This is a genomic window from Roseburia porci, from assembly GCF_009695765.1.
In the GTDB taxonomy this organism is placed as follows: Bacteria; Bacillota; Clostridia; order Lachnospirales; family Lachnospiraceae; genus Roseburia; species Roseburia porci.
This window is the reverse complement of record NZ_VUNI01000036.1, coordinates 1-13,310: the sequence shown is the minus strand read 5'-3', so window position 1 is coordinate 13,310 and position 13,310 is coordinate 1. Positions and strand designations below refer to the sequence as shown.

Genomic DNA, 13,310 nt, shown 5'->3' with positions numbered 1-13,310 from the left:
CAAGACTACCGAAATATCTGCGTAATGCACTCCATCCAGAGGCTGTGGTGGCATAAATTGCTATTTTGTTAGCTGAAGTATTGAATTTTCAAGGTGCGAAGCCTATTTTAGGTATGGGAAGTCTTAGTTAATAATAGTTCCGCTTCCGATATAGATATTCTTACCGTAGTCACAGTTGAAATTACCCTTGATTGTCACATGGCTTCCAATAGAACCAAAGAATTTCTGCAGGAACATCTGACGCTCCTCACTACGGGGCGGCTGAGAATTAATAAGCTGCAATCCTTCACTACACTCATATGCGAGATCTGCCAGCTCCTGATCTGGAAAATATTCTTCTTTGTCCAGCATCTTTTCATGATTCGTCTTTTCCATAATAAATCTATTTCCTCCCAAACTTCCGTTTTTCAGTTCCAAAAACGGAAAATTATCTACGTGTTCCATCATCATTAAACTGTTTTTTCAAAGCTTTCTCTGTTGGATAAATTGATATAACCAAAATAATACTTTGAATTGTCACAAGAATCCCACCTGCAATTCCAATAGTACTCTCATCACTATGCCATAACAGAATATGTATCAAAGCAGATGGTATGATCATTAACCATCCTAATTTCCACCAAAGTTTTCCGCAATAGTCGTGAGCAAATTTCCATGTATCCATATTTTTCATGGAACGAGTTGTTCTGTATCCCACTATGCCATTTATACCTTTGGGACAATGTTTCCACATCATTCTTCCCCCAATAATCATAACAATAGGAATAATCAAATCACATATGAACATAAACCACCAAAACCACATAAAATCCACCTCCACAAATCATAAATTTTTCATTGTTGTCTTATATGTATACTGCTTGAAAGGACTTTTTTTGATTTTAAGCAGTATTTATTTAAACCTTCTAACAATTCGAAAGAATATTTACTGGTTAAAAAACGTTTTTTTAGTTTCAGGCAGTATTAATTCAGGCTTTCCATTCATTTTAAAGCGTATATACTGCTTAGATCAACAAAATAAAGATTTAAGCAGTAAAATCCATAAATCCCAGTTCGGCATAACTGACGTATAAGCTTCCCTGATCATTATAAAATGATTTTGTTTCTTGTAATTAATCTGAATTGATTTTATCTCTTCTTAAATTGACTTTATATCATCTGATCCATCTTCTTGTATATTTTCACCGAGTAATACACTTACTGATGTATCCAATTCGTCCGCCAATGCAATCAGCATATTTGAATCCGGAACCGATATACCATTCTCCCATTTAGAAACAGTCTGTCTTACCACATTTAATTTAATTGCAAGTTCTTCCTGGGATAATCCTTTTGATTTTCTAAGATTTTTAATGTTTTCATTCAACATAATCTGCGCCTCCTTGTTTTTGATGACTCCATTCTATGATCAAAAGAGCCGTTGCTACAAGCAACGCATGTTAACATGAGCTTATTTATTTGTACAGTTCCTTTAATTCAATCAATATACGATTTTTTCCCTCTTCGCAGGTAAATCCGGTTCTTGAAAAGAAGCCATATCTATAACACTTCAAGCCGTTTTGCTTTACCTGACGAATTTCATTTTGGACAGTACTCTCTGTCACAGGGTCTTTTCTAAACTTTGCTTCATAAAATATATATCCCTTGTCATCCAAGGTAACAATGTCAAATTCTCCATTCTTTTTTTCAACAGGATCATCATAATAGTATTTTCCTATTTTTTCAAAAACCTCATCCAGCAGACCTTTTCGGTTTTTTCTGATCAGATACTGCTTGCAAATCCTCTCAAAGCTTTTCGGAACATACTTCGTTTCAAAATCGTCTGAAATATATTTATCATAAAAAATATCAGGGTCCATAATATTCATTCTCGACATATTTCTGAAAATATATTTATAGTAAAACAATGATAAATTGTCGGAAATAAAATATCCTGATTTTTTCTTATTGTTTTCATCGTTAATCGGAGCTTCTTTTGCGACAACATCCATGCGCATCAACTTATCAAGAATATCAATCAATGCTGGCCCGCTCGAAACATTTGACTGATCAAGAATATCCTTATATCTGGAATATCCTTTTGCAAGTGCTTCAAAAACTTCATTTGCATTAGTAATTTTTGAAATTTCTGAATTCAGGTACATAGATACTTCATTTTCCAGACGTGCACCAGATGAGGCGATAAGATCAATGATATTCTCACGCACACTTTTTTTGGCATCAATCAACCGATTATAGTATGGAATTCCACCAAACACACTAAACAATCTTACTTTATCTTCTTCTGAGAATTCAGGATAAAACAATGCTGATTCATAATAATCCATTGGTTTCAGATTAAGCGTAAGATCAATTCTGCCATATAACGGATTCTGTTTTTCCAAAAGAGCTTTCATGGTATCCACATAAGAACCACAGACAATAAGCTTCATATTCGAAGTATCTTTATAATGATCTATGACCGATTGTAAAACGCTGTCAAGTCCCTTTGAATTTTCCCGTAAATATGGATATTCATCCAAAACAAGAATCATCGGTTCTTTTTCTGACATCTTAAACAGAAACTTCAGCAAAACTTCCATATTCTCAAATGCGGGTTTTGGAAAATCAAATCTCTCGCCAATAAGTTCTGCTAAGCTGTCTACATTATTCTTTTCTGTGGTTTGTTTACATTCATAATAAATGCTTTTTATATCTGTTTCCTTTAATACCTGCTTAATAAGCTCACTTTTTCCAATTCGTCGCCTTCCATAAATCAGAGAAATCATCTGACCATCTGAACGGAACATTGTACACAGTTTTTTTCTTTCGTTTTCTCTTCCATAAAACATACACAATATCCTCCAAATTGAAAATATGAAATGATATCTATAGTATAGTGAGAATGTAAGCAGCTGTCAATTTTTATTCGGTCGCTACCGAATCAGTTATGACCGAATAAAATTAAACTTAAAAAATTGTACATATCCATGCAACCACAGCGCAAATAGGAATATAAATAACGAAATGTAACATATGTGATTTCATGTTATACCCAAACATATGCGGTCCCACAACACCTTTCAGTTCTGGATAAAAATGTGGAAAAAAGTTTGAATGACAGAGAAGTACCCAATCAAAAAAGAAAATATTATAGATTTTCATACAATAAAGCATGGTAAGGAATCGCGATTATTTCTATTATCCATCCTATTATAACACATTCCACCAATGACCATACATTTTCCTCCGAACCGATGTGTATGATACCAATTGTCAGAATCTAATAATGCCCAGGGAACACGAATACCAATGCTATAATTCGGTTTTATTTTTGGAATAAAATTGCCTAGAATGAGATACAAAACTCCAACGAGCAATCCACAGAGAAACTCGATGTTAAGTTGATATCCTAAATTGAATAAATATATGGTGTTACAAACAACCAAAGAAACCAGTGGACAAATCCACAAGACAACCCGGAATATTTTTTTGTTGATATTTTTTGCCTTTGGATCAATATTTGTCACAGCCACACAAAAAAAATGAAAGAACAGCAGAATTATCGGAAACCCAAACACCGCAAAGGCTTTAGAACAATACCCATCCGGTTGATTGTCCGCTCCAATTTTTCAAGAGGTTTCTTACTGCAATCAATCACATTTTACAGGAATACCGATTTCAGTCACAAATTTTTCTGGATCATTTGTAATACCATAGTCAATGAGTGTAATCTCACGGGAAAATCCGACAATCTGCATCTGATATTTTTTTATATAATCCAGCAATTTCTTATACTGCCCCTGAGCTTCTGCATGGCTGCCTCGGAAACACAGACGGACACATAAGGATTCCTCCACTGGCATTGTCTCTCCATCATAGATATCTTCATCGTCCAGTATTAAAAAGATGCCATCATATTTTTGGTATTCTGCTGTCTGCAGATGCTCTGGCGAAATCCCAAGTCCCACTTTGCCAAGAAACACAACTGCCTCTGCCTGTGATTGATCCAGCTTTCTGATAGGAGCTTCCATATCCTGTGAATCCTCAATTTTCAACGGAGCATCCACCCATACAATACGACTCGCCGGAAGCTGCACGAATGTCACAGTATTTAATGGCATATTCTGTGCTTCTGATAAACCTTTTAAACGATGGTTTATTTTTTGTTCAATGCGTTTCAATTCCTGTTGCTTTTCCAGAACAATCTTTTTTTGCTGCATCAGCTTTTCTTCAATGTTACTGATATCTCTGTTTTTCAAAAAATCCTCTATTTCCGTCAATGGCATATCTAAAGCTCTTAAATACCGAATCGTATTAAGCACTTCAAACTGTTCCGTTCCATAATAACGATATCCTGTATCAGGTGAAGTATATTTCGGATGAAGTAGTCCAACATCCTCATAATGCCGCAGGCTGCTGACACTGATATGAAAAAGTTTTGATACCTCACCTATGGAAAATAACCCTTTTCTATCCATATAATCACGATTCCTTTCTTACCGGTTCTTTATGATACATCACATAAAATGCAATCATGCAGATCAGTACAGATAACAACGAACCTGCTGCTGTCGCGAGTCCCATCGGAAACAATGTTGTCCGGAATATCCTTGATGTGAGATAAACTCCCGGAATACGCACCAGTACAATTGCCAGAATGTTGTGTAAAAATGACAGCCCTGATTTTCCACAGGCACAGAAATAACCACTGAAACTAAAATGAATGCCTGCAAAAATGCTATCAAAGATATAACCTCTCAAATACTGACCGCCAAGACGTATCACATCTGCGCCATCGGATGTATTCCCATCTGTAAATAAAGATACAATCGGTCCGGCAGTAAATTGAATTGTAATAGTTGCTAATACTCCAAATCCAACTGCAATCAAAACAGCATATCGCAAAGTTGCAATTGCCCTTTCCGGTTTATCTGCCCCGATATTCTGTGCACCAAGAGCTGAAACGGTAGATAACATAGAAGACGGAACCAGAAACAGAAAGCTCATGATTTTCTCTACAATGCCTACGGCGGCAGCATCGTTTAATCCTCTCTGATTTGCAATAATCGTTATCACAATAAAAGCAACCTGAATCAATCCATCCTGCACAGCGATTGGAATTCCAATCGATAGTATTTTCCTCATCACCGGACGATGAGGTTTGAAATCTGCCTTAATTAACACAATGCTTTTTCTTTTTATTATAACAATTAATGATACCAGTACACTGACTGCCTGAGAAATAGTTGTTCCAAGTGCCGCCCCCGCAGGACCAAGTCTAAAAGCACCCATAAAAAGATAATCCAATACAATGTTGGCAACACATGCCACAGCGATAAAAAACATCGGACTCTTGCTGTCTCCCATACCTCTGAAAATAGAACTGATGATGTTATACGCTGTGATAAACGGGATACCAATAAAGCAAATTGTCAGATATGTGACCGTACCACTTACAGCTTCCACGGGAGTAGACATTGCCGATACAATCGGGTGTACGAACATAAGCAGCAATGCCATTCCCACAATAGCAACTCCCATAAACAAAACTACTGTATTTCCAATAACCTTAGATGCCTGTTTTTTGTTATTCGCTCCAATTGCCTGTGCAATACTTACTATTGTACCCATAGCAAGACCTACAATCATAACGGTAATCATATGCATGATCTGTGAGCCGATCGATACCGCAGTAGTACTTGCCACACCGTCATATTGTCCAATAATAAACAAATCTGCCATTCCATAAAGTGTCTGCAAAAAATAGGAAAGTAAATACGGTAGCGAAAACAAAATTACATTTTTGAATACACCGCCAGTCGTAAGATTTTTTTCCATAATGATGTCCTCTTTCTTATAATATAAGTATATCGTAAACTCTACAACGATTGTAGAGTCAATAGGAACTTTATGTTGTTTTGTCTTACGAAAGTGTAAGATGCCGGCCACAATTGTAAGCCAGTTCGACGGCAGCCAGTTCTGTGTTCCAATATACTAACATTATCAAATGAAAGTTACGGAGGACACAAAAATGACTACAGAGGAATGCTCTTTCTTACCTGAACTTGACTGCTTTGACAAAGTTATTTTCTTAGTTCTAAAATATTAATTCTGCATCCGATAGCCTGCAATACAAATGCGTATCTCCTTCTTCCGTATATGTCTCAAAGGTACCTTCTACCATAATTTCTTCATTTTCTGCCGGATATTCATCTGGATATGTGTGAGTACCATCTCCCCACACAAATTCTAACCCCTGCGCACAGCATGCCATTGCATCCTTAATAATGCAATATTCATAATATTTTTGAGTCGGTTCATAATATTCTGCATGAAAACTTCCCTGTATACGAAAAGTTTTTCCTTCATATTGTTCCGGAGTCATCATCATCTGATACACAGTTGCATACACCATATCACTGCCCATTTGTGTAAGATCATAATCAACAGAACTGTCCTCCGGCTGATTTTCCTGTGTTTTCTGATTTTCTTCTGTTTCCTGCTCTTCTTTTTGTGTATTCTCCAGGGTTGGTCCCTGAATCTGATGTTCTATGTTCTGCGTTTTGGCATCCCCATTGTCTTCTGCATCTGTGCCACACCCCATGAGTAACACCATGCATAAAACAAGAATACTTCCTTTTGTTAAGATTTCTATCCACTTCATTGCGCATTTCCTCCTGATACTTTTCCTATAAAACTGCTAATCAGAAATGCCACAATATCAATTGCCACAATCGTTGACCCGACCGGTGTTCCTGCCAGAATAGAGGACAGGATACCGATGACAGCACAGATAACCGACAACACAACTGAGCAAATCGTAACACAAAAAAAAGTCTTGAATATCCGCATAGCAGACAATGCTGGAAATATTACCAATGCTGAAATCAGAAGAGACCCTACCAGATTCATTGCCAGAACAATAATGATTGCTGTAATCACAGCAATCAGCAAATTGTACGCGTCCGTTTTTATACCAGTGGCCTTTGCAAAAGTCTCGTCAAAGGTAACGGAGAAAATTTTATGATAGAAGATAACAAATAATGTTACAACCAGCACAGATAAAATACAGCATAATATCACCTGCGCTTTCGTTAATGTCAAAATAGAAGTCGAACCAAAAAGTGTACTGCATACATCTCCTGAGAGATTTGGTCCCGTTGAAAAAATATTCATTAACAGATAACCGATTGCCAGTGCTCCCACTGAAATCATGGCAATCGCAGCATCTCCTTTTATTTTTGTATTCTGACCTGTACGTAATAATAAGATTGCACACACAATTGTTACCGGCAAAATAAACAACATATTGTTTGTAATGTTTAAAACAGTCGCTACTGCCATCGCTCCAAAAGCAACATGAGATAATCCATCGCCGATAAATGAAAATCGTTTCAATACCAATGTCACTCCCAACAGGGATGAGCACAATGCAATCAACACTCCAACAATCAACGCATATCTTACAAATGGATATTGAAAATATAATATCAGTTTATCCATCAAATCAACCACCTGCTTTCATATTCCTCTGTTGTCCCATAAAACATTGTTTCTCCAACATGCATGATATGACTGGAATATTCTATTGCAGCACGAATGTCATGTGAAATCATAATAACCGTAATTTTATCATCCCTGTTAATCCGTTTAATCAACCGGTACATTTCCTTTGTTACAATTGGATCCAGTCCGGACACGGGTTCATCCAGTAAAAGTATTTTATCCGTTGCGCATAATGCTCTGGCAAGCAGTACTCTTTGTTGTTGTCCTCCTGACAATTCACGGTAACAACGATGCTCCAGCTCTGTAATTTTTAACTTTTCCATAATCTGATCTGCATGTTTTTTTTCTTTTCTGCTATAAAAAGGACGCAATCCAAGTCGATTCTGACATCCGGAGAGAATAATCTCTCTCACAGATGACGGAAAATCCTTTTGTATCATCGTCTGTTGTGGCAAATATCCAATTTCGTTATTTTTCAATCCATCGCCATACTGGATCATTCCACTGACTGGCTGTTGCAGCCGAAGCAGCGTACGCATGAGCGTTGATTTACCAGTACCATTTTCTCCGATAATACAAAGATAATCTCCCTCATTTACAGAAAAATTTATATTCCGCAGAATTGATCTGCCGTCATATCCGATTGCCAGATTCTGACAGGTAATCTGTGCCATACTCCCTCCTACTGCAATGCTTCCTCTAATACCTCTAAATTATCTTCCATAACTGAAAAATAGGTTGTTCCATTTTTTACATCATCTGATGTTGTTGACTGCATTGAATTCAGCGTTAATATGTTTTGATTTTTGTCTTTTGTATTATCTATAATTGTTTTTGCGATTTTCTGATCCGACTTCTCAATGGTCATTATATTTCTGATTCCAAGCTCATCTGTCTTTTTTGCTAAAAAGGTAATGGTTTCAAAACTGGCTTCCGTTTCCGCTGAACATCCAACAAAAGCTGCATAATAACTCAGTCCATAATCATCCACCATATAGCGGAACGGAAATCTATCACCAAAAATCAATGTTTTCTGTGATGATGCATCTACAACTTCCTGATATTGTTTATCCAGATCATCCAATTTCTTCACATAATCCTGTTCGTTCGACTGATAAATATGTGCATTTTCGGCATCAATATCTGCCAGATCATCCGCAATAGCTTTACACAGAACTTTTGCATTTTTCAGGGAAAGCCATACATGCTCATCATATTCCGGACCTTCTTCTGACTCTTCCTCCTCTGTCTGCATGCCTTCAACTACTTCTTCCTCTTTCACTGTATTCCCAAGAACATCCAGTAAATTAATAACCTTCATATTTTTATTGACGGCTTCTTTTAATGCATCTTCTACCCATGCATCCGACTCTCCGCCAACATATATAAAAAGATCACACTCTGAAATTTTCATAATGTCATCTGCAGTCGGCTGATAACTGTGCAGATCAACCCCGTTATCCAAAAGCATCGTAAGCTCCAGGTTCGAAGCCTCTTCACCCGCAATCTGCTTTACCCAGTCATATTCCGGAAAAATTGTTGTAACGACTTTCATTTTCTGCGAATCATTTTCGCTTATTTCAGTCGATTGTCCATTTTCATTTGTCTGTGTGTTGGAAATTTTCTGACCGCAGCCGGAAAGACAGCATGCTGTTACAACTGCTGCTAATAATAGAGAAATATATTTTTTCATAAGAAATAAAACCTCCGCTTTCATTTGTATTAATAAAAAAGAGTACAAAAATAAAAGGTACGCTATCTGCCCACCCTTTCTATTCTGCGAAAAGTTTTATTCAATCATTTAATCTTACCTTTTTACTTACCAGAGATGTACTGCAAAACAACAGAAACTGACATGTAAACAGTAGTGTCACAAATAACGGGAGTAAATTTACATTTGCAATGGCAGACGTATCTGTTCCGATATTTTTCAGCAGCTGCTCTGCCTGATGAATGCAGGAACAAATTGGACAATCTTCGCCTGTGCAATCATGTCTTTCCTCTTTTGCGATATAGAAAAGAGAAGCAAATGTGACAAAGACGAGCAATATACATACTGCAATTGAAACCGCTTTTTGATTCTTTGTATACATTCCGTTCTCCTTTCCCACAATCTTACTGCCTAAACTCACTGTGTTTTTCTACATTCACTGCATAATCCGTAAAATACTGTACGAAGTGAATCCATTTCAAAGCTGTGATGCTCTATCATATGCTTTCTGAGTTCCTCTACTTCGCTGCATTGCAGATGTATCAGTTTACCACATTTTTCACATTTGCAGTGATAGCATACGCTATTACTCTCTGCATCTTTACTGCCAATGTATTCAAAACAGGCACTGCTGGTTCCATCAACAATGTATTTTGCAACTATGCCCTCTTTAACCATTTTCTCCAATTGACGATATATGGTTGTGGTGCCGACTGCGATTTCCTGTTTTTTAAAATAATCGCTTATGTCACTGACGGTAACATGGCTGCCTTTTACAGATTTTAAAAAGGTAAGTAATTCGGTCATCTGCTTTGTTTTATACTTAGCTTTAGCCAAATTCTCCACCTTCTTCCAATTTGAAAACGGTTTCCATTTTGGAAACCGTTTTCATTCTAACATATGAATTTATTTTGTCAACTGATTTTAATATTTTCTTTAAATATCTATATGTTCCTTCAGCGTTTTTTCAATTTCTTTTAAATTGATCGGTTTGGAGATATAGCCATTCATTCCAGCTTCTTCACAGCGCTGCCGGTCTTTCGTCAACGTATTCGCCGTCATCGCAAATATGAGGATATCTTTGTCCGGGCGGTCTAACGCTCTGATTTTTTTCGTTGCATCGATTCCATCCATCACCGGCATCTGCATATCCATAAAAATTGCAAGATAGGTATGGTTCTCAGACTGCTCAAATTTCTGAACAGCAAGTTCTCCATTTTCTGCCCAGTCCGCAACAAGACCAATATTCTCTAATAATTCGGTTGCGATCTCTGCATTTAAGGTATTATCTTCTGCAAGAAGCACCTTTTTCCCTTTAAAATCGATATTCATCTGACTGTCTGAGGCAGATTTCAGTGCAATCTCACGTTCTTTTTGCGTTGGTTCTGCAAATGGGGTTTCAATAATAAAGGTTGATCCTTTTCCAGGTTCACTCTTAATCTCCAGTGTTCCATGCATTAATTCCGTAAATCCCTTTACCACGGACATTCCAAGTCCTGTTCCTTCCGATGAGGAAGTACGGCTGTCCTCTGCGCGGCTGTAGTCTTCACAAATATGCTGGATAAATTCCTGATCCATCCCGATTCCGTTATCCGTACAGGTAAAGCGATAGCGGTTCTCAGGAAGCGCCTCCAGCAGAACATTAATCTCGCCACCTATATCCGTATACTTGATGGCATTCGATACAATGTTTACCATGATCTGGCTGAAATGTCCCGAGTCTCCAACAACAATATGTTCATGAACATCAGAAGAAATTCTTAACGTCTGCTCCTTCTTTTTGGCTAACGGACGCAGCATCTGTATACTGTCATACATACATTCTTCCAGATCAAACGGTTTATTGATCAGCTCCATATGTCCATATTCCAGCTGATTAATGTCCAGAATAGAATTGATCATTGTTAAAAGATAATTGCCTTCCGACGCAATATGCTCCAATGCATGATCGAGTTTATCGGGATCGCTTTTATATTTTTTTGCGATCTGGGTCATTCCGAGAACTGCGTTCATTGGAGTTCTGAGAACCGTAATAGAGATTATACAGATCGGAGCGCCAATTCGGGGTTTCGATATTCATTTGGTCGATTGCATTATCAAGTTCATTGATCAACGACTGATTTTCTTTTCGTGCCATGAAGTAATAAGGCGTTTCCCCGAAATTTTCTATCGTCTCTTCATCTTCCGGTGTACGTATATAACTGTCAACCAGCGCATCGACTTCCCCATCGATTAATGCATTGGAAAGTTCAGTAGGCGTTGTATAATATACGATTTCACAGTTGAACCCTTTTTCTTCTACAAACTGTTGAAAGCGGTCATTATAGGTATGCCTTTGTAACAGTCCAACCCTTAACCCATTGTAGGTAGAATAATCACCTGCAATTACCTTCGTATTTCCTCTTTTTACGTTCATACAGGTCGTAGCCGTTATCGCCGGATATTTGGAAAATGTAAATTCCTGCTCCCGTTCCGGAGTCCGTTTTGCTGCCGTGTAAATATCAAGCTCGCCATTTCGCAGCATTTCTTCACACTCTTTTGCGCTTTTCTCATAACCGACATAGGAAAACGTACATTGCATGTAATTTGACAGATTTTGCATCATGTCATAGCCGTACCCGTATTTTTGTCCATTTTCATCCTGCATATTAAAACAGTCAAATGCATAATAGGATACTTTATAATCTGGGGTTTCTTCTTGTGGCACATATGCTGCATACACGGGGCAGCAGGATATGACAGCAAGAAGCATACCTAACACCAAAGCCGTTAATTTTTTCATTCTTTTCCGTCCTTTTCACGTTGCGAATCTGCTTCCTGTTTTCTTGGTTATCATTAGCATACCATAAGATAGTACATTTGTACCATTACTATTTTATTTTCTGCACCTTTCGCTTCCCATCTTTTCCCGCAATTGTAAACCCTTTATTTTCGCTAGGTTGACAATTAGCTTTTTTATGTGGTAAGGTGGTAACCGTACAAAAAATAACAAGGAAGGTATGATTATGAATTTCGATTTTATCGAAGAAGATCCTGTTCTTTCGAGAGAGGATGCTATTGCTATCTTGAATACTCCGGATGAACAGCTTGATGAGTTAATGGATCGTGCAAAGAATTTACGCTATAAGTATAAGGGCAATCGTGTAAGTATTCATCTTCTTACAAATGCGCGCAGTGGAAACTGTTCACAGGATTGCGCCTATTGTGCACAGTCCTGCCGCTCAAAAGCAGATATCGCGAAATACAAATGGGTGGAAGAAGAAAAATTATATCAGGACAATGATTTCGTAAACGATTATCATCTGTCCAGACATTGTATTGGTTTAAGTGGTATGAAATTTACGGATGAAGAGATTGAGGAACTGGCCCGTCGTATCCGTAAGATGAAAGAACACGGAACACATCTTTGTTGTTCCATTGGTTTTTTAACAGAAAAGCAGGCAAAAATGCTTCGGGACGCAGGTCTGGACCGAATCAACCATAATTTGAACACCAGCCGCTCCAATTATCACAACATCTGCACAACACACACCTATGAACAGCGTGTGGAAAATATCCATATGCTTCAGGGACTGGGATTTGAAATCTGCAGCGGCGGCATCATTGGTATGGGGGAAAGCAAAGAAGATGTTGTGGACATGCTTCTGGAACTGCGCGAAATCCAGCCGGAGGCGCTTCCAATCAATTTTCTGCTGCCAATTAAGGGAACTCCGCTTGGAGATCAGGATACTTCCATGCTGACAACAGAGTACTGCATGAAAGTTCTTTGTCTCGCAAGACTTCTTGTGCCAAAGTCCGACATCCGCTGCGCTGCCGGAAGAGAAGTTTATTTTAAAGGTGAAGAAAAGAAATTACTCAGTGTCGTTGACTCTATCTTTGCTTCTGGCTATCTGACAGAGGATGGACAGGGAATTGAAGATACACTGAAAACAATCACAGATGCCGGATTTACCTATGAAATTGAATCCGCGTAATATAAATTTTTAGGCAATTGCGAAACAAGTTCGCAATCTTGATTGAAAACAAGGATAGACTCCTGCATTGCAAGATTCTTAGAATGGAAGGTGGCGGTCATTAATTTGTGGCATGACAAAAAGGCTTCCTAGTTACT

Annotated in this window: 15 protein-coding genes and 1 pseudogene; 1 reads left to right on the top strand and 15 read right to left on the bottom strand. The window is 37.9% G+C overall.

The features are described from left to right. Positions 1 to 123: 123 nt before the first annotated feature. From FYJ75_RS13780 to FYJ75_RS13710, 15 genes and pseudogenes are all read right to left on the bottom strand, one after another. On the bottom strand, positions 124 to 375 hold the full coding sequence (locus FYJ75_RS13780; protein ID WP_154430990.1) for a maltose acetyltransferase domain-containing protein: 252 nt from the start codon (positions 373 to 375) through the stop codon (positions 124 to 126). Positions 376 to 427: 52 nt separating this feature from the next. Continuing rightward, the gene (locus FYJ75_RS13775; RefSeq protein WP_154430989.1) at positions 428 to 805 is read right to left on the bottom strand and encodes an SdpI family protein; all 378 of its coding nucleotides are present in this window, start codon (positions 803 to 805) and stop codon (positions 428 to 430) included. A gap of 342 nt (positions 806 to 1,147) precedes the next feature. After that, positions 1,148 to 1,369 (bottom strand): annotated as a pseudogene (locus FYJ75_RS13770) (helix-turn-helix domain-containing protein); the annotation flags it as partial. A gap of 85 nt (positions 1,370 to 1,454) precedes the next feature. Next, a complete protein-coding gene (locus tag FYJ75_RS13765; RefSeq protein ID WP_154430988.1) occupies positions 1,455 to 2,831 on the bottom strand; it encodes an ATP-binding protein in 1,377 nt (458 codons plus the stop codon). A 309-nt stretch (positions 2,832 to 3,140) separates the two neighbouring features. Then, positions 3,141 to 3,509 carry an SdpI family protein gene (locus FYJ75_RS14915; RefSeq protein WP_328596958.1) on the bottom strand — a complete coding sequence of 123 codons (369 nt, stop codon included), beginning with the start codon at positions 3,507 to 3,509 and terminating at the stop codon, positions 3,141 to 3,143. 123 nt (positions 3,510 to 3,632) lie between these two features. Next, complete coding sequence (locus tag FYJ75_RS13755) at positions 3,633 to 4,460, bottom strand: MerR family transcriptional regulator (protein ID WP_154430987.1); 828 nt, start codon at positions 4,458 to 4,460, stop codon at positions 3,633 to 3,635. A gap of 4 nt (positions 4,461 to 4,464) precedes the next feature. Further along, positions 4,465 to 5,820, bottom strand: a complete 1,356-nt coding sequence (locus tag FYJ75_RS13750) for an MATE family efflux transporter (RefSeq protein WP_154430986.1) — start codon at positions 5,818 to 5,820, stop codon at positions 4,465 to 4,467. A 259-nt stretch (positions 5,821 to 6,079) separates the two neighbouring features. After that, positions 6,080 to 6,646: a hypothetical protein gene (locus FYJ75_RS13745; protein WP_154430985.1), complete on the bottom strand. Its 567-nt coding sequence runs from the start codon at positions 6,644 to 6,646 to the stop codon at positions 6,080 to 6,082. Next, positions 6,643 to 7,485: a metal ABC transporter permease gene (locus tag FYJ75_RS13740; protein WP_195839040.1), complete on the bottom strand. Its 843-nt coding sequence runs from the start codon at positions 7,483 to 7,485 to the stop codon at positions 6,643 to 6,645. The genes FYJ75_RS13745 and FYJ75_RS13740 overlap by 4 nt, the downstream gene beginning before the upstream one ends. Then, the gene (locus FYJ75_RS13735) at positions 7,485 to 8,162 is read right to left on the bottom strand and encodes a metal ABC transporter ATP-binding protein (RefSeq protein WP_154430983.1); all 678 of its coding nucleotides are present in this window, start codon (positions 8,160 to 8,162) and stop codon (positions 7,485 to 7,487) included. Before FYJ75_RS13735 ends, FYJ75_RS13740 begins: the two co-directional genes overlap by 1 nt. Positions 8,163 to 8,170: 8 nt before the next feature. After that, complete coding sequence (locus FYJ75_RS13730) at positions 8,171 to 9,181, bottom strand: metal ABC transporter substrate-binding protein (RefSeq protein WP_154430982.1); 1,011 nt, start codon at positions 9,179 to 9,181, stop codon at positions 8,171 to 8,173. Between the two features lie 100 nt (positions 9,182 to 9,281). Beyond that, entirely contained in the window at positions 9,282 to 9,581 is a 300-nt protein-coding gene (locus tag FYJ75_RS13725) for a hypothetical protein (protein ID WP_154430981.1), read from the bottom strand. Positions 9,582 to 9,616: 35 nt separating this feature from the next. Next, positions 9,617 to 10,036: a Fur family transcriptional regulator gene (locus FYJ75_RS13720; RefSeq protein ID WP_154430980.1), complete on the bottom strand. Its 420-nt coding sequence runs from the start codon at positions 10,034 to 10,036 to the stop codon at positions 9,617 to 9,619. A 99-nt stretch (positions 10,037 to 10,135) separates the two neighbouring features. After that, positions 10,136 to 11,194, bottom strand: a complete 1,059-nt coding sequence (locus tag FYJ75_RS13715) for an ATP-binding response regulator (RefSeq protein WP_195839039.1) — start codon at positions 11,192 to 11,194, stop codon at positions 10,136 to 10,138. Next, positions 11,169 to 11,981, bottom strand: coding sequence for a substrate-binding periplasmic protein (locus tag FYJ75_RS13710; RefSeq protein WP_154430978.1), 813 nt, complete (start codon positions 11,979 to 11,981; stop codon positions 11,169 to 11,171). Before FYJ75_RS13710 ends, FYJ75_RS13715 begins: the two co-directional genes overlap by 26 nt. Before the next feature lie 223 nt (positions 11,982 to 12,204). Between FYJ75_RS13710 and bioB the strand changes: the two genes are divergently transcribed. After that, entirely contained in the window at positions 12,205 to 13,173 is a 969-nt protein-coding gene (gene bioB / locus FYJ75_RS13705) for a biotin synthase BioB (RefSeq protein WP_154430977.1), read from the top strand. The last annotated feature ends 137 nt before the right edge of the window (positions 13,174 to 13,310 follow it).